20 protein-coding genes are annotated in these 20,222 nt (G+C 44.0%); all 20 read right to left on the bottom strand.

What is annotated here, in order from left to right; translation table 11 throughout:
* Window positions 1-2: 2 nt before the first annotated feature.
* Complete coding sequence (locus tag AC50YO_RS18060; protein ID WP_494849344.1) at window positions 3-1,178, bottom strand: LegC family aminotransferase; 1,176 nt, start codon at window positions 1,176-1,178, stop codon at window positions 3-5.
* Window positions 1,179-1,200: 22 nt separating this feature from the next.
* Window positions 1,201-2,208, bottom strand: a complete 1,008-nt coding sequence (locus AC50YO_RS18065) for an NAD-dependent 4,6-dehydratase LegB (protein ID WP_494849345.1) — start codon at window positions 2,206-2,208, stop codon at window positions 1,201-1,203.
* Between the two features lie 9 nt (window positions 2,209-2,217).
* The gene (locus AC50YO_RS18070; protein WP_494849347.1) at window positions 2,218-4,479 is read right to left on the bottom strand and encodes a motility associated factor glycosyltransferase family protein; all 2,262 of its coding nucleotides are present in this window, start codon (window positions 4,477-4,479) and stop codon (window positions 2,218-2,220) included.
* Window positions 4,480-4,596: 117 nt separating this feature from the next.
* Complete coding sequence (locus tag AC50YO_RS18075) at window positions 4,597-6,852, bottom strand: motility associated factor glycosyltransferase family protein (protein ID WP_494849349.1); 2,256 nt, start codon at window positions 6,850-6,852, stop codon at window positions 4,597-4,599.
* Between the two features lie 103 nt (window positions 6,853-6,955).
* On the bottom strand, window positions 6,956-7,285 hold the full coding sequence (fliT, locus tag AC50YO_RS18080; protein ID WP_494849351.1) for a flagellar protein FliT: 330 nt from the start codon (window positions 7,283-7,285) through the stop codon (window positions 6,956-6,958).
* Window positions 7,282-7,674: a flagellar export chaperone FliS gene (gene fliS, locus AC50YO_RS18085; RefSeq protein ID WP_494849352.1), complete on the bottom strand. Its 393-nt coding sequence runs from the start codon at window positions 7,672-7,674 to the stop codon at window positions 7,282-7,284. The genes fliT and fliS overlap by 4 nt, the downstream gene beginning before the upstream one ends.
* Before the next feature lie 15 nt (window positions 7,675-7,689).
* Entirely contained in the window at window positions 7,690-9,177 is a 1,488-nt protein-coding gene (fliD, locus tag AC50YO_RS18090; protein ID WP_494849354.1) for a flagellar filament capping protein FliD, read from the bottom strand.
* Window positions 9,178-9,192: 15 nt separating this feature from the next.
* Complete coding sequence (locus tag AC50YO_RS18095; protein ID WP_494849355.1) at window positions 9,193-9,546, bottom strand: flagellar protein FlaG; 354 nt, start codon at window positions 9,544-9,546, stop codon at window positions 9,193-9,195.
* Window positions 9,547-9,714: 168 nt separating this feature from the next.
* On the bottom strand, window positions 9,715-10,512 hold the full coding sequence (locus AC50YO_RS18100; RefSeq protein WP_494849357.1) for a flagellin N-terminal helical domain-containing protein: 798 nt from the start codon (window positions 10,510-10,512) through the stop codon (window positions 9,715-9,717).
* 121 nt (window positions 10,513-10,633) lie between these two features.
* On the bottom strand, window positions 10,634-10,870 hold the full coding sequence (gene csrA / locus AC50YO_RS18105) for a carbon storage regulator CsrA (RefSeq protein WP_494849359.1): 237 nt from the start codon (window positions 10,868-10,870) through the stop codon (window positions 10,634-10,636).
* A 2-nt stretch (window positions 10,871-10,872) separates the two neighbouring features.
* Window positions 10,873-11,319 carry a flagellar assembly protein FliW gene (fliW, locus tag AC50YO_RS18110; protein WP_494849361.1) on the bottom strand — a complete coding sequence of 149 codons (447 nt, stop codon included), beginning with the start codon at window positions 11,317-11,319 and terminating at the stop codon, window positions 10,873-10,875.
* 92 nt (window positions 11,320-11,411) lie between these two features.
* On the bottom strand, window positions 11,412-12,323 hold the full coding sequence (gene flgL / locus AC50YO_RS18115; protein ID WP_494849363.1) for a flagellar hook-associated protein FlgL: 912 nt from the start codon (window positions 12,321-12,323) through the stop codon (window positions 11,412-11,414).
* A gap of 35 nt (window positions 12,324-12,358) precedes the next feature.
* Window positions 12,359-13,891: a flagellar hook-associated protein FlgK gene (flgK, locus tag AC50YO_RS18120; protein ID WP_494849365.1), complete on the bottom strand. Its 1,533-nt coding sequence runs from the start codon at window positions 13,889-13,891 to the stop codon at window positions 12,359-12,361.
* A 15-nt stretch (window positions 13,892-13,906) separates the two neighbouring features.
* Complete coding sequence (locus tag AC50YO_RS18125; RefSeq protein WP_494849367.1) at window positions 13,907-14,404, bottom strand: flagellar protein FlgN; 498 nt, start codon at window positions 14,402-14,404, stop codon at window positions 13,907-13,909.
* Between the two features lie 16 nt (window positions 14,405-14,420).
* Window positions 14,421-14,699: a flagellar biosynthesis anti-sigma factor FlgM gene (flgM, locus tag AC50YO_RS18130; RefSeq protein WP_494849369.1), complete on the bottom strand. Its 279-nt coding sequence runs from the start codon at window positions 14,697-14,699 to the stop codon at window positions 14,421-14,423.
* 121 nt (window positions 14,700-14,820) lie between these two features.
* The gene (locus AC50YO_RS18135) at window positions 14,821-15,228 is read right to left on the bottom strand and encodes a flagellar protein (protein WP_494849371.1); all 408 of its coding nucleotides are present in this window, start codon (window positions 15,226-15,228) and stop codon (window positions 14,821-14,823) included.
* A gap of 93 nt (window positions 15,229-15,321) precedes the next feature.
* Window positions 15,322-15,951, bottom strand: a complete 630-nt coding sequence (locus AC50YO_RS18140; RefSeq protein WP_494849374.1) for a ComF family protein — start codon at window positions 15,949-15,951, stop codon at window positions 15,322-15,324.
* 300 nt (window positions 15,952-16,251) lie between these two features.
* Window positions 16,252-18,648 (bottom strand): ATP-dependent helicase ComFA, encoded by a 2,397-nt coding sequence (locus tag AC50YO_RS18145; RefSeq protein WP_494849378.1) that lies wholly within the window; start codon window positions 18,646-18,648, stop codon window positions 16,252-16,254.
* 140 nt (window positions 18,649-18,788) lie between these two features.
* Window positions 18,789-19,253, bottom strand: a complete 465-nt coding sequence (locus AC50YO_RS18150) for a hypothetical protein (protein ID WP_494849381.1) — start codon at window positions 19,251-19,253, stop codon at window positions 18,789-18,791.
* Between the two features lie 235 nt (window positions 19,254-19,488).
* Entirely contained in the window at window positions 19,489-20,217 is a 729-nt protein-coding gene (locus AC50YO_RS18155) for a response regulator (RefSeq protein WP_494849383.1), read from the bottom strand.
* Window positions 20,218-20,222: the final 5 nt, after the last annotated feature.

Here is a 20,222-nt window from a genome sequence, read left to right on the forward strand (position 1 = left end):
TACTAGCTAATAAGTGTAGATCCACTTGGAATATTAATAACACGGAACTCTAGTTCCTCTGTAACACTCAGATCCATGCGAGGGCAATCGCTATACATATCCATCCGATGCATCGGGGTCCATATAGGCCGAGTCATAAAAGCTTTGTCATTCGTTAAATCAAGAATACGATCTCTTAACTGCTCATCAGGTTGATCAAGCAATATGGCATTCAGCCAATAGTTGCTTGAGCTATGTTTTTTTTCTTTAAAGCAATTCACGCCTGCTACTTCTGCGAAAACTTGATTATAACGTTCAGCAAGCCTTCTCTTTTTATTCAAAATATCAGGCAACTGCTCAAGCTGGGCACAACCTAGAGCTGCATTCAAGTTGGGCATTCGATAGTTATAGCCAATCTCATCATGATGGAATGACCAGCGATGAGGCTTCTTAGCAGTCGTCGTTATATGCTTGGCCCTTTTTGCAATACGCTCATCAGCGGTTAATATAGCCCCGCCTCCGCCAGTCGTAATTATTTTATTGCCGTTAAAGCTCACAGCAGATAATTTCCCGTATGTTCCAGTATGTCTTCCTTTATAGGAGGAGCCTAGCGATTCTGCTGCGTCCTCCACTAAGACAAGACCATGCCGTTCACAAACCTCTATAAGATAATCCAACTCAACCGGATGTCCAAATGTATGCATGGGAACCACAGCGGCTATTCGTCGACCCGTTATGCGGTTATAGGCATTTCCATCCGATTTTATTTGTACGATATCATTCAGGTAATCTCCCAGCTTAAGAGGATCCATTCCCAGCGTATCATTCGCTACATCTGCAAAATGAGGTACTGCTCCGATATAGGAAACGGCGTTAGCCGTTGCTATGAAGGTAAGTGAGGGGATCATTACCTCATCACCTGCTTGTACACCAGCAATCAGCAGACTAACATGCAGCGCCGCCGTTCCATTCACCACAGCTATTGCATATGGTGAACCCGTATACTCCGCGAGATCACGTTCAAAGCGATCCACATACTGGCCTACGGAAGACACCCATCCTGTATCTAGACATTCTTTTACATATGCCCACTCCTGTCCCCGAAAGACAGGCTCATGCAACGGGGTGAAAGCTGTCTGATCCGGCAGCACCCGCTTAAGAGCATCCACGATTTGGTAAGGTAGTTGCTTGTTATTCATCTTAATACCTCCATCGGGACTCTTATAAATTATATTGATCCGCTTTGTATTTACTCAAATTCTCCGGATTGGTAAACCATTGAACTGTTTCTTCTATACCTTGTCGGAAACCATCGAGCCCACCGTATTCTGGCGACCAATTCAACAAGCGTCTTGCTTTGGAATTATCTGCCCATAAGCGCTCAACTTCACTATTCTCTGGACGAAGACGAACCTCATCACTCACAATTTCAATCGGTTGATTCATCACATCACTAATAAGCGAAGCAGTATCTCCAATCGAAATCTCATAATTGCTACCGATGTTGATTTCTTCACCGATACTATTAGGAGATTCCAGCATGCTTATAAAGCCTGAAACCGTATCTCTCACATAATTAAAATCTCTAGTCGGGAGAATAGCACCCAGTTTAATCTGCTTCTGTCCTGCTGCAATTTGGGTGATAATCGTTGGTATAACCGCCCTTGCAGACTGACGTGGACCATAGGTGTTGAACGGTCGAATAATACCCACTGGAGTCTGGAAGGAACGATAGAATGACATCGCTAATTGGTCAGCTCCGATTTTTGTTGCCGAGTAAGGAGACTGTCCTTGCAAAGGATGCTCCTCTGTTATCGGGACAAAACGTGCCGTCCCATATACCTCGCTAGTAGATGTATGAATGACTTTGGAAATATTCAATTCCCGAGCTGCCTGCAATACATTCAGTGTTCCCTTAATATTGGTATCCACATAGGTATCTGGCGAATGATAGGAATACGGTATGGCAATTAGAGCCGCCAAATGAAGAACAGCATCGCAGCCCTTCATAGCTTCTTTCACACCATGAGCATCCCGAATATCCCCAGCAAACACCTCGAACTCCCCTCGTACTTCATCTGCACATTGATCCAGCCAGCCCCATGTGTTAAAGGAGTTATATAAAGTAAAGGCACGTACATCATAGCCACGGCGTACTAATTCCTCTGTTAGATGGGAGCCGATGAAACCGTCTGCCCCGGTGACGAGTACTTTGCGCTTATTGTTCATAATCTTTCCTCATTCCATTATGTCTTTTACGTTTATCTCAACTCTTCGATTTGTCTCGTTGACAATCTCCATTAATTCGGGTGTAACTTCGATCATTTTTCGAATAAGCGGCTGCATAGATTCCCGAATTAATTGCGCCTTCTGGCTGCTATTTAATTCATTGGTAACTGCTGAGACTGCGCTACTGAAACTACTCCATTCATTTCTGCACACTCTTAAGTAAAGACCCTTGAATGCACTGCTATTCACAATAGATTTCCACAATATATCTATTTCTTGGATAGAAGCAGCATATTGAACCAACTCTTTTTTAGTGAATTTCTTAAACCATCCTATATGATGGATAATCTCTCTTAAGCTTGCTTCGATCCGTTGCATTTGCTCAGGTAAAGCGGCCAGATGTGTACGTACACTCTTAATTCGCAATTGGTCCGTTGCAGCGGCCTGAGCAATCTCGCTAACTAAGAAATTACTCTCTATGCTAATCTCCTGCATCCTTAAAAGTACATCTTCCATCGACTGCCACTTTGTATGCTTGATAACGGCTCCCCTCTGTGTCGAATTAATAAATTCGACATCAGGATAACCTTTTATGATATCCTCCAAATCGGATAACGTTAATTTCATCGCTACATCAGTTCGATTCGTACTGCCTTGCACATTCTCCACTCTTAATGAAGCAGCCTCAATAATAGAATCGTTGTCCAATTTGGATAGATGCTGTGCTCCCGCTGCATATATATGTTCACTTGGGAAGGACAAATCTTGGCCAGTGAACACAATCTGTCTACAACCCATAAATATGGCAGCTTGTATAGCAGTCCCTGTAACAGACAAGCTTGATTGAAATTGAACATCTTCCTCTGTTAGTTCCATAAAGTACTTCATAATGGCATCATTACTCAAATGTACATGAACGGAATGCCGAGGCCTATTCTCTATAATACGATAATGAAGCATTGGAGCGAATAATAGCGGAATAGTGGAAATCTTTATCTTATCAAAAGCCCTAAAGTTAGCTTCTGACCCATCAATTGAAACAATCAGATGAGGCTCTACACCATAATGGAGCAGGGACTGAATCGTTGAACCTGCCGCAATAATAAAAGCATGGTCTTTAAGCTTACGAAGATAACCGATATCCGCTTCTAACGAAGGACCTGCTCCGACAATAATGGCGGTTAACCCTTTCGCCTTATCCTTCAGCCCTTTTATCGACGGGGTCGCTAAAGTTTTACCCATGTTATACATGCTGTTTCTCATCCATTCCATAGCGAACCGATTATAATTATCAACCGAATTGTGATAATTCATAATCGCCATTTCAGCATGATTGAAAAAATCCTGTACTTCCAAAGCCCTCGTTCTCATATAGGTCGGAACTACAAGAATTTCTGAATGTTCCCTTTTATTTTTCATGAATTTGTATATCAGTCTATCTCGTTCGTCTTTATCTGGTCCGACAACAAGGTTCCTAATCTTCATTCGAGTCAATAAATCCGCTATATTCAATTCATTCATTGCTGCAAAAAATATTTGTTCGTCCGGCTCATAGATATGTATACAATGGTCTGGATAAAGTTCCGCATAGCACTGAGCATGATAGCCAAAGCCTAGCCCATACAATAATACATCAGCCTCTTTTGGTTGCTCGCTAGTTAACTTCCCAAGCCAATGCTTCGCTTCATCCATAGGGTCGTACTGACTATACAAATAAACAGGTTTGCTGTCTTCCTTCACCATGCATAGATTAGGCAATCCTATTCTGGAATTTATAACTTGATAACGTTCATGGTCTCCAGCAACAGAGCTCATCTGTTCATATAGTTTCGGATAATGAAGCTGGAGAAAAATCATATTGCTATAAAACCGCTGTTTTTGCGTATCGCTAGTCTCGCCCAATACAATAGCTACTCTCTCAAATAACGGGATATGCTTATACTTAATATAATCACTTGCGCTTATATAATCTTCCTCATCCATATAAGCATTCATTTTTTGAAAATAGTCACTTAGCCCGGTAAGCACTTCTATAATAAAAGAATGTAGTACGTTGAATCGAGACGTACTTTCCATCTCAACGAGAATACCATTCAAGGTTATGTATAAATCATTCATGCCTTCTACCACATCGCCAAATTGCTCCCAAGCTTGCTCTGTCATCGGCTGATGAAGCATTTCACTGACCTGCGTACAGGCTAATATTAAATTCGGCATAAAAATCTTTATTTGATCCATGAGTTGATTATTTTCATATTCCTGCTGTTCCATTCTCATGCCCCCTAGCCTAATACTCTATATATCGGATAATTGCCCCTAATAAATAAGAAATACCGCCAGAAACTAAGCGGTATCACTCGGTATATTATTCCATATTGTGTCGAAGGCCTATTTCACCCTACAATTCTTTACTCTTTGTTCCGTTTCATGAACAAGTTCCATTAAGCTTGGAAAATGTCGCTTCATATTGTTAATAAGCGGCTTCATGCTATTGTGATAAAATTCTGTTTGCTTAATGACATTCGGCTCTTTCAGAAACTCCGGCAAATCACGTTCAAATATACTGATGTCATGACCGCATACTTTCCAATATAGCCCCTTAAATGGACTGCTATTAATGACCTGCTCCCACTTCGAGTCAATGTCCCTCATCATCTTTAGGCACTTGTCTGGCTTTATGCGGCTTAACTCAGAGAGCTTGCCTATGCTGCGTTCAATCCAATTTATTCTTTCTTCTAATAAAAGCATGTCTTGGGGTAATTGTTCGATACTCTCATAAACCTTTTTAGTACGTTGATCACTATACCTCTCCAGTTCAGACACTAATTTTATCAATAACTGATCCTCTATATATTTTTGTGGCTGCAAACGCTCCACAACCTTTTTCATCGATTCCTCTGTCGTATGTTTTATTTTCGCCCCCATCTGCGTTGTATTAACAATTTTCACGTTTGGATACTTACTGATTAACTCTTCAATATCAGCCAACGTTATTTTCATCGCGTATGAGGTTCTATTCGTACCGCCTAGAACATTATCTACGGTTAATATTGCGCTTTTAATAATAGAATCTATTAATTCAGATGAGAAATGAACAGCCCCCGGGGCATATAAATTTTCATTTGGATAAGATAAATCTTGACCTGTAAATACGATCTCTTCACACCCCATATAGATCGCCGCCTGAATGGCTGTACCGGTTACAGAATGAGTAGCTTGAAAGACCGGATCATCCTTCATATGCCCCATAAAGTGATCTGTCGTGGAGTCTACATTCGTAAAAACATGAAACAAATTTTCTTTTTTGTTTTCAATAATCTGATACTTAATCATAGGTGAATATAGGAAGGGGATATGATCCGTCTGAATATCCTTGAATACCTTATAGTTCGCTTCTGATCCATCCATGGACACAATTAGATCGGGTTCAATTCCATAATGTAGTAACGATTGAATCGTCGACCCTGCTGCAATAATAACAGCATGGTTCTTGAGCTGCCGCAAGTATTCTATATCTGCCGCTAAGGAAGGACCTGCACCAACAATGACTGCCGTCATTCCTTGCAATTTATTCCGCAAGCCTGCAATAGAAGGCGTCGTTATATTTTTAATCAGGTTGAACATGCTATTTTCTACCCATTCCATCCCATATATTTCATGCATATTGATGTAGTTGGCATAGTTAATAATAGATACTTGAGCTTCTTGGCAAAATTGTTCTTTTTCTTCTCGCTTCATTTTATCATAGACAGGTAATGCAATAATCTCAGGATCACCTTTCATATGCCTAATAAAGTAATGCAATACTCGATCAACATGCTCTTTTCTGGTCCCCACCACAAAGTTCACGATGTGCAATCGCTCAAACATTTCTTTTAAGTAAAATACTTGCATAGCTGCTAATAATATTTGCACATCCGGTTCATAGAGATGCACATTGTGATCCGAATATTTTTGCATATAACTATGTACATGATAGCCAAATCCAAACCCGTACATCATAATACTGGATTTATTCTCAACCTTATTAGCTATTTGTTCCGTCCAACGCTCCGCTTCATAGCTTGGATCAAACCGACTGTACATATAGACAGGTTTCTCCCCATTAACTATGCAAAGATTAGGAAGTCCCTTTCTTGTATACACAATCTGATAGTTATCGTATTCTCTCTTCAACGAACTGATTTGGGAATATACATGAGGAAAAGCTTTATTTAGATACTCCATATTAGCGATATAGCGTTGTTCCATAACCTCATGCTCTTCGCCTATTTCAACAGCTAGCTGTTGAAATAATGGAATTAACTCGTATTTCATATAATCACTTGCACCGATGTAGTCTTCTTCATCCACGCTTGCATTCATCGCTTGGAATTTCTGGCTCAAGCCGCTAACCGCTTCAGCAATACAAGGTTGCAAGGCATAAAAACCTTCCCCTTGTTCCATCTCCGTGTTAATTGTATATAAAGACTTATATAAGTCATCCATACCTTCAACCACTTCACCAAACTGCTGCCAATCTTCTTCACTCATAGGCTCATATAGCAGCTCTGAGACATGCTCAGAGGCCGCAATAAGCTTAGGTAAGAAAACAATTATATCTTGGACCCAATCGTCAATATGAGATCTCTTTTGGTTCATCATCAAGCCTCCTCATGCTTCTACTATATATATCGAAAATAACCTTCCACAAAATAAGAAAGACCGCCATCGAATTTATGGCGGTCAGCAACCTATAAAAGCTGCTTTATTTACTCCTAGTGTCGATAAAATAACTTTCACCCGCATAGGTATTTTCGTAGCGTTGTTTTTGCATACGCTGGCTGTTTATTTTACCAAGCCCTTGAGCTGCCTCTTCTTTCAGATCATTCATACGAGCTATGATAATATCATCGAATTCCATCAACTGCCGAATTATTTGCTTATCCTCACTCGCTATAGCAGTCTGAGACTCTAATTCATGAATAGCCTGATCCCTTAAATCGGTTAGTTCGGTCAACTCATCACTATCCGTCTCATGTATTCGCTCAACAAGCTCAACAGTTCTCTCAAACACTTCTCTAAGTATCTCTGTCATTTCGCTTCCATTGTAACAGGAGAAACCGGACTCTTCATGGCCTGCTTCCAAGTATCCCGAAGCTCCGACAGATGAGTTAATACTTCATTTGCGTTCGTGATATCTTTCTTAAGGTTAGCTTCAATTAGCAGTCTCAACAAATATTCATAAATGCGGACTAGATCTTTTGAAATAGCATAGCTGTGGTCAAGTGAAGCTATTAGTTCATTGATAACCGCTTGCGCTTTTTTGAAGCTATTATTTGCTAATTCGTGATTTCTTTGCTGTATACCTTCTATAGCCGCTTTAGTAAAGCGAATGGCACCTTCGTACAACATAATGATTAGCTGGCCTGGCGTAGCCGTTTGGACAGAGGAACGTTGATAAATTTGATATGGTGAATTAAGCAAGCTCTTTCACTCCTTTTAACTACCCGATAGATTAGCCAGTGCTGATGATTGCGAGTTGAATTTATTGATTGCTGCTTCCATCGCAGAAAATTGCTTATAATATTGTTTTTCAATTTTGTTAAGACGATCTAGAGTAAGGGATTCCATTGTTTTCATATCTCTTATTTTCTTGCTTAATACGGAATTCTCCAGGAAGCTTCCTGTCGTTTCCATGCTGCTTGTTGAAGTACCTGCCTTCTTAGAAAGACTCGTCAAGGCCGTCATTGACGAACTAATCATTTTACCAAAAACACCATTCGTGGGTTCTGTGAATAATCTAGTGACTTCTTCGGGATTAGAGTCTAATGCACTGCGAAGCTTCTTTTCATCAAGAATTAGCTTGCCCTTCTCTGTATAACCTGCAGTAGTTATTCCTATAGAAATGCTATTGCCATTCGAATCCTTAATCCCAGCCACAAGATCAGTAGTTGCTGTGCGCAGTTCTGATAATAATTGGCTTAGTGTGCTGTCGTTGCGAAGAGATCCGCTTCTAGCTTTCTTCTCCCACAGCTCAACCTCACTGTCCGACATCTCGGCCTTTTCTTCAGATAGCAGCGGCTTGAAATCCCGATTCTTCGCTTCGCCAAGCTTGGAATTGATTGAACTGATCAAGCTGTTATATTCCGTAACGAAGGATTGAATTGTTTTTACAATGGCTTCTGTATCTTGTACAGCAGTTACTGTCGTGATACCACCCGTGGCTGTCTTTGCCTTAACTGTGAAATCAAAACCATTTACTTCAAATCGATTGCTCGATTGCTCATAATTGATCCCATTCACTATTACTGTAGCATTACTCCCTTTATTACTATCGTTCACAGTAATCGTGTTACCAGCTTGGTCAGCCGCAGGAATATTGCTAATCGTTAATCCATTGCCATTGCCATCTGTAAGTCCTGTCTTAGTAGCGGTAATCGAGAACTTACCTGTATTGAAATCATACAGTGCCGTTGCTTTAGCAGCACTACTCTTAGCATTAATGGCTGATGCCAAGCCGTTTAATGTTTCATTCTTGGAAACTGTGATATCGACATCATTTATTCGAACAACAACATTACCTGTCGTTCCGACCTCAGTGAATCCGAGTTCACTTAATGTCTTCTCTCCTCCACCCGCCGCTTTATTGCTGAATTGGTAGATACTATTTGCTGCTGTTGCAACTTTAGTAACCTCCACATTTAATGTTCCCACTGCTGTTGGATTCGTTGCATTCATTGTCAATGCATTGGTATCTCCGCTAATCTGAGAAGATTTAGCTCCCATAACCTTTGACATATTGAAAGATTGAAGCTTATTATTCCGAAAATCAACGATCTTAGAGCTCATAGAACGGTAGTCTTCTTGCTGCCATTCTGACTTGGTCCGATTCTTAATCATATTATTATACGTTGTCTTTCGGGCCTTCATCAATTCCTTAACCATGCTATCCACATCTAAGCCGGATGCTAGTCCCGTCATTCTCATCTTCTGGATCCTCCTTTAAATTTTCTCGTCAATCATCAAACCATTCAGTTCCATAAACTTTGCTGCCATGTCAAGCAGCTTCTCCTCGGGAATCTCTCGCAGCACTTCCCCTGTCACTTTATCCTTTACTTTATAAACAATGTGATTGGTCGCTTCATGCACGGAACGTTCAATCATTATATTGGAATTCGGCTTCGAGGGAGTAGCACGCTCGGCTGTTTTCATAGACTGCCTTGACTCATCCGAAGCTGCTGCTACCCCTCTCTGATCTGGTAGAATAATAGTGCTAGCTATTTCTTTAACGGGTCCGCTGCTGAAGCTCTCTGATGTTTTACTCACCGTGGTGTTAATTGATGAAATATTCATCATTAGTTTATCCACCTCGTTCAAAGTTTCTTATATCTATTAATATCGGACTAAACCCTTACCTTTGTTAGTTCAAATTACTGCATATATCATATTTATATAAAATGAATTTCTCAAAAACAGAAAAAAGTGGCCTTAGAAAATCTAAGGCCACTTTTTTGTTGCAAGAAATTATTGAAGCAGGGACAATACGCCTTGTGGCTGCGAATTCGCTTGTGCAAGCATCGATTGGGAAGCTTGAAGAAGAATGTTGTTCTTCGTAAGGTTAACCATTTCCTTCGCCATATCAGTATCACGGATACGCGATTCGGAAGCAGTCAAGTTCTCAACTGTAGTTCCCAAGTTGTTGGAAGTGTACTCCAGACGGTTTTGTTTAGCACCAAGTGTTGCGCGCTCAGTCGAAACACGTTGGATTGCACTTTCAACAGTTGCCAGAGCAGATGTAGTCGTTGCAGTCGATGTAACTAGTGATTTAAGACCAGTAATACCTGAAGTTTTTACACCATCGATGCTAATGCTTTGCGTGCTATCATCCGTTTGGATTTTAACAGCAGCAGTTGTGCTGATGTTGATACCATTGAACGTAGTATCAGCCAAGATGCTGTCGATTTGGGAAGTCAATTCGCCCAATTCCAGATCAATGTTGCCTTTGTCAGAGCTTGTGTAAGTACCGTTCGATTTTTGAACAAGAAGCTCTTTCATACGAGTAAGCATGGAGCTAACTTCGTTCATAGCACCCTCAGCTGTTTGTACGAAGGATACTCCGTCTTGAACGTTCTTTTGAGCTTGCTCTAGACCACGGATTTGGCCACGCATTTTTTCGGATACAGCAAGACCTGCAGCATCGTCAGCAGCACGGTTAATACGAAGACCTGAAGAAAGTTTCTCCATACTTTTACCAGCAGCAGCGTTGTTAAGGCCCATGTTACGGTGAGTGTTCAAAGCAGTAATGTTGTGATTAATACGCATTGTTATTTCCTCCCTGAAATGGTTATTTAGTCCCACATCCATGTGGTAAAGCAAAATCCGGTTTCCCTTGATCAGCTCTAATTATATTATCGGTATCTCCCGCCAATTGTTTATAGCAAATTTATTTTTTTTTGATTTGTTTAAATTGATTGATTAATTCCTTCGCCGATATAATCGACTTCTCTGCATGTACATTCGTATCTTCTACTGAGACATAAAGCTCCTTACGCAATATACCTACTTCAGAAGGTGCTTTAACGCCAATTTTCACACTATCTCCCACTACTTCTAATATACTGATCTCAATATCTTCTCCAATAAGAATAGACTCGCCTTTTTTTCTCGTGAGCACTAGCATTATTATTCGCCTCCTGTCGATGAGCCTTCCGCAAATAACGGCTGATGTATGGGATAGCCTCCATCCGACAATATCAACTGTGTACCAACGCCCTTACTTCTATTAATGATAATAGGAGCTGCTAAATTAATAGTCGCTGAAGTGAGTTCTCCTGATATGCTCACGATATTATAAACGAGCAAGTCACCCTCGCTCTGAATGCTGAGCTCCATCTTTATCTGGGCAGGAAGCTCAAATTCGTATTCTGAGAAAAACTCAAATGGAGATACCAGAATAAAAGCTAATGAGCCTTCCTCCAAGGATTGAAGGTATAAAAAGGGGCTATCCTCTACAGTTACGAGCATATAGCTATGATATTGCTTAAATCCAGGAATCCCCGATGGGAATGTGATCTTTTGCTCCTCTTGACATTCTAACGCCCCAAATCTACTTGTATGTATTAGCATCATGCTCACGCTCCAATTGTTGTTATGATGAAAAAAGCTACGGTATCGTTGTCGATTCCATAGCTTTTTTTGCCTACTTGCTATTATTCCATTATCTAGTTCAAGAAATCAACTAAAGATCTGCTAATCACCTTCGCACCAACAGAGAGCGAAGCCTCGTATATCGTCTGAGCTGTCGTCGAATCAATTAGCACTTGCTCCAGATCTGCATCCTCTACCTTAGACTGCATGTCGGTAAGGCTTAATTTGAAGTCAGCCAAGCGGCTCTGCATCAGCTCCACACGATTCACCTTGGCACCAACCTCGGCACGCGAGTTCAACATACGATCGAAGCTGCTTTCTAAATTTGGAATTTCATTTGCCACGGCATTATTATTTCCTGGGTTGGTTAAAGCGGCATTCAGCCGGTCAAATACAGCAAAAACATTATCTGCTGCTCCCGCATTGCCGAACACTTCATTACCTGTAAGGCTAATACCCACCGTCACATTCGCACCAAGGGCATATTTCACAGTACCATTATCCGTTGTAACCTGCTTCGCATCGAAACCAGCTGCAGTTATATCATAAGGAACTTGATCGAATTTTTCCCCGTTAAAAATGTACTTGCCGTTCATTTTGCTATTCGCAATATCGACAAGCTGTGTCTTTAACTGATCCATCTCACTCTTAATCGCATCAAGTGCCTCTTGCGGGTTCGTACCGTTGGAAGCAAGCGTAGCTAGCTCCTTCGCCCTCTGCATAATTTCACCAGCTTGACCAATTACGGTATCTGTAAAATCAAGCCAAGAAAGACCTTGATCCGCATTTTTCTCATATTGCTCAGTGGAAGCCAATTCAGACCGATAGCGAAGCGAGTAGGTAATACCCACCGGATCATCTGACGCCTTGTTCAGCTTGCGGCCCGAAGAGGCCTGGGTCTGAATATCCGCCATCGATTTGAGATTGTTGTTAATATTCCTAGTTAGCTGCGAATGCATCATGCCCTGAGTAATTCGAAGTGCCATGGCTGTTAACCTCCTCTAGATCCATTATCTAATCCTTAACGCCCTACAGTACCCGTACCATTAATCAGCTTGTCCAGCATCTCATCAAACGTCGTCATGAACCGGGCAGCTGCCGTATAGGCATATTGATATTTGATCATATCGGACATTTCCTCATCCAACGAAACACCGCTTACCGACATTCTGCTGCCATCAACTTGAGCCAATTGCGCTTCTGCGTTTCCATTTTCCCGTGCTGCCGATTGCGTCTTCACACCCAAAGCCCCTACTACAGCACTGTAGAAATCACCCACGGTAGCCGTCTTAATACTGCCGCCATTTGCTGTTTCATCGAATGTGAATTTGGCATCTGATAACTGTGACATTAGCAATGCCAATCCATTGTTACCTTTAATAACCGTAGTAGCACCGCCTGCATCCGTTGAAGTTCTCAGTGAGGTGGCCAACTGATTCGAGTCATTGGCGATTACGGTATTCAATTGAATACTTCCAGCGGTAATTTTTCCAGAAGGGTCGTTTGAGGTGAACATAGCCACACCAGCAGTTGCTGGATTGCCGAGTGTGTAACCGAGCTGATGCAATCCATTAATACCTTTCACGATCATTTTCTGATCAGCTGCTAGAGGAACAGTCGTTCCTGGCAAGACAGATCCTGCTGGGACGGTGATTTCGATATCTCCATTAGCAATCGTATTCGCAAGTGTGTCTAATTGGCCTACGAATTCCTTCACATTGTCTAAGGAAACGAACATGCCATGAACTTTCCCGCCTGTCAGGCCGCCTGTTGCATATGCTGCTTCCAGAGCCGCAGAGTTCAAAGGTGTCGTTCCGCCACCCTCAACCAGATTCGTTCCATTCATCGTGATCGTATAGCCATCATTGGAATCGGTGACTGACACATTAACGAGTCTGGACAGCTTGTCGGTTAGTAAATCCCGCTGATCTCGCAAATCATTAGCATTGTCCCCAAGCGATTCGATCTTCTTAATCTGGTCATTCAAGGCCGCAATTGAACTCATATAAGAGTTCGCTTCTTCTGCCGTAGTCACAATGGTTGAGTTAATATCTGCATCCAGATCAGACAACTGCTTGTTCAATCCGTTGAATGTATCCGTCAGAGCTTGTGTTCTTTCTACCAGAATTTCACGCGCCGTTACGTTCTCTGGGTCCTTACTCAGATCTGACCAAGCATTCCAGAAGCCCTCCAGTACCGTTCTTATCCCCGTATTGGAAGGTTCATTCACGAACGACTCCAGCTTGCTTAAGGTGTCAGCCTGAATCTCTGTACTGCCGGCAATCTTGGATTGATCCCGATATTGCGAATCAAGGAACGCATCACGTATACGAGTGATTGATGTATATTCCACACCAGTACCAATCTGTCCGGGAGCCGTTGATTTCTGCATGCCATACGCTTCCATCGGTCTTGTAGCCGTCATCGTTACTTTCTGTCTGGTGTATCCCGGCGTATTAGCATTGGCAATGTTGTGGCCAAGCGTGGCTATAGCAACCTGCTGTGTGATTAGGCTCCGCTTCGATGTCTCTAAGGAATGAAAGGTTGATCTCATGAACTAGCCTCCTGATTACGCTCTATTATCGAATAATCCATTCCGTCTATTGCCTTGCATCCTCATAGGATGCTGATAAGTGACATCCTCATTCGGATCATCCTCCACCATTAAGCTGATAGAAAAGTCCAGATAAGACAGCGATTGATTCGTTAATTGCTGATTTAATGCATTGACCTGTTTTAACTCCGTGAGAAGGCTCGTTAACTGCTGATGAAGCCGCAGAAGCTGTTCCTTCTCCTCATGATTGCTGATCGAACGAATCATCTCGGACAATAAGCTCGTTCTAATCCTGAAGCCCATATCTCTAAAATAGCGGGAGGTAAGCTGCTGCCTAACATGCTCGAGCTCTTCCAGCTTGGCGACGAACAGCTTCTCCTTCTGCGTCAACACGTTCAATTGCAAAATATCATTTTTTATAATTAAGTTTTTTTTATTCTTCTCCATCTCCAGCAGTACCTCATAGATCTTTAACTGATGCTGGAGCGTCTCTGTAATTTGTGCAATGGACATCCGATTTCACCTGACCTTATTCTGGCTTCTTGTTGCTCAGATACGGCAATAGCTTCTCGGCGATCTTGCCTGCTTCCACATGATAAGAGCCCGTTGCAACAGATTGCTTCAACTGCTCAATCTGCTGAGCACGCTCTGCGCTGGTTGTCTTGCTGGATGACAGCATTTCCTTCGCTGCCGCGGAAATTTGCACATCGTCCTTTTGTTGTTTTTTTACAGTACCGGTTGCACGGGCTTCGTTCTGCCTCTGATAATGATTCAATGCTCCAATACGTCCAGGTTCGTTTATTTTCAATGGATTCACCTCATCTTCTTAACTACATAAAAACAAGCCGATTACTCGTTAAAAGTATTATCGGCTTTTGTGTGTCCATATTTTATAGGGTTATGATGACTATACTAGAATTCATTGCCTATTACCGATCTTTTATACGATAGGCATTATGCGCAGAGTTAGATTGAGATCCCTCATTCGGCTTGCTGGCAAAGGTCGACTTCAGCTTATTCGCCTCATTCACAAAACGTTGCCGGCAGCTTTCACATATATTGCTTTCTCGAATCAGCGTGCCGCATACCTCACAAGGATAAGACATATTCGGAGCATTAATTAGCGAAATCCGCCCCTCGCGAATAAACTTTGTAATCTGTCTGACGGTTACGCCTGTCGCCTCAGACAGCTCAGTGATGATCGCGCCTTTATTCTCGCGCAAGTATGTGGAGCAGGTCTCATATTCTTTATCAATTTCCCTAATACACGCAGGGCAGACTTCACGGAAGTTCTTGGCAAACAGCTTGCCGCAACGAGGACAATTATCCAGGTTCATTATTTCATCCCCCATTCATCTTATAAGTAGTTGACTCTATTTTAACGGATAACTATCTATTTGACACTATCAATCTTATACTCACTTTGCCGATTACGAGCGAGCCCATGTCAAAGAATAAATATCCAGAGGAATAACGGATGCAAAGTGAAGCACCTTTGCGCATGCTTGTACCGTACTGCCTGTCGTATAAATATCATCAACAAGAAGCACTTGTAGAGGGCGATTCGGTTGCTTATTGCTCCCAATAAGCTTAGAGAGTTTCCCTTGCATTCCTACGGCAGCTTGAAAAAGATTGACCGTATTCTGCATCCTCTGTGAACGCGTTTGAAAGCTTTGCTTCTCGGAGTGACGCTCGCGAGTGAGGAGATCAGCCAAAGGAATTCCAAATTGCTGTGATAGTATTCGTGCCAATCGCTCTGCCTGATTAAACCCCCGCTCCTCCGCTCGCTCATAACTAATGGGCACATAAGTAATCGCGTCCCATTGGAAAGGCAGTGCCGTGGAGGAAGACAGCCTGAACGGCTGCTCTTGAAAGGAAGCGCCCGTTAGAATAAAGGCTCTTTGCGACAAAGCATATAATGCAGGAACCAGCATCTGCGCGAAGAGCGGCTCAAGCTGCTCATTCCCGCGATATTTATATTGCGCCAGTAACTCTCTCATTCTGCTGCTGTACCGAACCGCACTGCGATTCGCGACTAGACAGGAATTGCTTCGGCGCACGCAGTCACCGCATAGCTCCCCCCTCCCGCACATTTGGCATAGAATAGAGGATAACCACGGTATTTGATTATAACAGGTGGTGCACAGAGATCTCTTGAGAGAATCAGGAGTCACCCTGTGAAAAACTGAAGAGAGTCGACGTGAATTTGATTGATCATTCCTATAGCTGCTCCCACACATCGGGCAAGCATTATTGACAGGGGAAAGCAACTGCAAGGCGCGCCCTACCTCACCGGATGAACGTTTAAGCAGCTTGGCTAGAAAGGCTGGGAACAAAGAAACACCTCCTTAGCGATTTTTTTAAAAATATCCTTGTTTGCGAGCAATTCTATTCATGGTTCGAATATGGCGAACAGCAGCCATTTGTCCTTGCGTGCGCTCCCTGCCACAGAAATAGACAAAACCATGAGGATCATCCCCTAAGCGCCCAGCCCGGCCTGCCATCTGCACCAGTGATGCCTCGTCGAATAAACGTCCATCAGCATCCAGAATATAAACATCACTTCGGGGGATAGTCACACCACGCTCTAAAATGGTTGTCGTCACGAGTACTCTTATCTCGGTTTTTCTAAATCTCGCCACCTTATCGGTTCTCTGCAAATCTTGAGAGGATGTGCCTTCCACTTTCTCAAGCTGTAATATTCTGCGTAATAAGAGTGCCATAGGCTCTACTTGTGCTATTCGCTGCACAAAAACAAATAATTGCGCTCCGCGTCCGAGGGAATGCTTCATTGCCTTCAACATAGGCGCCGGCAGCTTTCTGGCAGCCAGCATTTGCTTCACAGTTGGCGTGTGGAGCAGTCCAGGTACTGGCAAGGGCTGGCGATGATACCTTACTGGCACACGGGCATGAGGTAATGCTCCACGCTTGGCCAGCTTTTGAAGCTCAAGCGGTGGTGTGGCCGAGAGAAGCAGCCTAACCGCATCAGGTGCCGCACATTGCTCTGCTGCATAATGCAGCATGGGATCATTCACATAAGGGAAGGCGTCAAGCTCATCGATAATAACGAGCTCGAACATCTGCTGAAAGCGCATTAGCTGGTGGGTTGTGGCTATGGTAATATCACCCGCTTCCCAGCGATGCTCGCTCCCTCCATATAGAGTGACAACTGTCGCCAAAGGAAAGGCCTTTCGTATCCGAGGATCAAGCTCAATGACCACATCCCTGCGCGGCGTAGCGATGAGTGCCCTGCCGCCTCGGCGCAGTATAGATTCAACGAGCGGGAAGATCATCTCAGTCTTGCCCGCTCCGGTGACTGCCCATAATAAGAAGTTTCGCAGAGCCCCAGCAGGAGGAGGCGAAGCCTCCATGAAGCGGAGCGCCGCTTCAGTGGCTGCAGCCTGAGCGGGACTAAGCCCCCAGCGACCGAGGCTTGCTGGGGGCAGCGGTGCTAGGCTGCTCCTGCTCTGGGCAGGCCGGCCCAATACAAGCAGCTCGCATTCGCGGCTGCGCCCCATAGCGAGGCAAGCCGAGCAATACGCGCACATGCGCCCGCAAGCCGAGCATAGCGTGCGGTGCATGTGCGCTTCGCTGCTGCCGCAGCGCAAGCAGCGGCACTGGCGCTTGCCGCGCCGCCCAGCTGTGGCGGCGACAGCGCCCTGCCAGCGCAGCCAGCCTAGCAGCTGCGCCAACTGCAGTACGCTGCCCGTATCGGCGGCGGCGCAGCCCAGCAGGGCATGCGCTTCGCTGCGAAGCAGCGCACGCCCCTGCAAAGCGCCTGCGGCCTGCTTCGCAGCGGCCGCAAGCGCCTCAGCCTCCGCGCGGCTCCTCGCGCGCTCCAGCCCGCTGCGCTCGCCTCCCTCCTCGCTGTCGGCTCGCGACCAGCGCTCCACCCTCGCGCGCAGGCTATCGCCTGTCTGCGCTCCCGGGCGAACGCGCCCTCCAAGCACGCCGCTTGCCGCCTCGCGGCACGCTTGCTCTATGCAAGCCGCCAGCAGGCCCAGCGGCTCCATCTCTTCTATACAGCGCAGCTCAATGTCCTTCATACGCTGCTGCTCCTTCTCCTCTATATGGCTCTGCACCATCTCCTCATCCCTCACAAACTCCTCACCGCTATTCTCCAGCCGCAGAATAAGCATAGACAGCCTCAAAAGCAGTCTGCTCCCTAAACTTGTCTTATTTTTCTCATTCGGTTTACTCCCTCTTTTTATCTTAATTTGTTCATCCCATCCACACTCTCTCATTGTCTTACTTTCTTCATCTGATTCACTCTCTCTCCTTATTTTATTTTGTTCATTCGACCTGTTTGCTCTCCTTTCCTTATTTTGTTCATTCGACCTAATCTCTCTCCCTGCCTTATTTTGTTCATCCCGTTCACACTCTCTCCTTGCCTTATTTTGTTCATCCGATCCGCTTTCTCTCTTATTTCTTTCATTCACCCAGCTTCCTATCCCACTCTTCTTTCTATCATTCGAAATACAAGCTTGCTCCCACAGCTCCTTAACCCGGCATGCATCGCCTAAAGGAAGGGCTTCTCTCCACAGCAGCAATATTTGCGCTAATTGCCCATGCGTATACTCCTCCAGTTCTTCCGCGGTTCCGTTCTTCCCAGCAATACCCTTCCTTCTGTCATGCAATTCCCTAATAACAGCCTGCCACTCCCTTCCCAACCAGAAGCATCGATCTATGGTCGGCATAATAGTGACATTTACATGCCATTGATGGGACAGCCGTACCAGATAAACATAAGCCTTCATCCAGTTCCCTCCTTTTCATCTCACAACATCAGTGGAAACGACAAAAAAGCACACCCAGACGCAAATTGCGTCATACGGGTGTGCCTCACTCCGAAACAATTAATCTTTCATCATTCATTACTCATTACTCATAGTATAGTCTAAAATGGTACCTTCGACAAATCCGCCGGATTCTGCAAATCAATCAGAACCGCCTTATCCGCTGATGCTACAATCCCTTCCGATTGAAGCAACCACAGTAAGTGAAGCGATTTGTCCCCGTTAGTCTGATCTGGCTTTCTCCCGCATCTATTTTCTTCATCCCTCGCAGACTCGCCTGCGTGTACAGAGATTAGGCTTCCGTCCCGACCAAGCCGCTCCACGATCGCTGTTGTCTGATCCATCGAGCCTTCATCTACTACGGTCAGCTTCACTTCTGCTCCCATACGGCGGGAAAATGTAAAAAACGAACGAACAAACCATTCTAAGCGCATATGCTGATCATGAGCAACAAGCACATAATGCTTGCTTGCCTTCACTTTATTGCGTTTCAACCAGTAGACCAAATGGACCGATGCCGCAGCTAAAGCATAGCAGCCAACAACAACTAGCATTACTCCAATCATAGCGGCCACCTCCTCTTTGCTACAATATATGCCGCTAGAAGCCCAGTGGTTCCGGGCAAATGGGACGAGGCTTATAAATGTGTAAAGAGGAGGTCTATAAAATAGAGACTGATATGCGAGCTCTCGTTACTCAGAGATGCCTTACCTAATAAAATCCCGTATCACCGACACGGGATCTATCTTTATGTATAAGAACAATCACTGAACGCTGCTATAAAGCAACATCAAAGGCAAGCTATAGCGTTACCCAACCGAACTTAATGGATTGAATAACCGCTTGCGTCCGATCGTCAACCTCCATCTTTTGCAAAATGCTGCTGACATGGTTTTTGACGGTCTTCTCGCTAATAAAGAGAAATTCTCCTATCAACTTATTGCTCTTGCCTTCGGCCATTAATCGAAGTACTTCTGCTTCACGACGTGTCAGCGGATTGTCTTCTCCAGCGATAAACTTCACGCCTGGCTCCTGCGCAGCTGCCGCTCCAGAAATAACCCCCATCTCGTCCAAATAAGTCATTCTGCGAAGCTGATTAATAAGCTTGCCCGTTACTTTCGGATGTATGTAGGCATGGCCATTTACAACCGAACGGATTGCATTAATAAGCGCCTCCGCTTCCATATCCTTGAGCAGGTAGCCTGTCGCTCCTTTGCGAAGCGTCTCGAACACGTAGCTCTCATCATCATGAATAGACAGTATAATGACTTTCACATCGGGAAAAATCGTCTTTAACCGCTCAGTCGTCACGACACCGTTCTCAATCGGCATATTGATATCCATGAGTACAATCTCCGGTACAGTATGATTGCAAAATTCCAGTACCTGAATACCATCTCCACATTCACCAATCACTTCAAGATCTTCTTCCATATTCAATATTCGCTTTAATCCTTCACGGAACAGCTGGTGGTCGTCTGCTAGCAACACTCTAATTTTGTGTTTAGCGGTTGGTGTATTTGAATTCATTCGTC

This window comes from Paenibacillus sp. J22P59 (genome assembly GCF_059383895.1).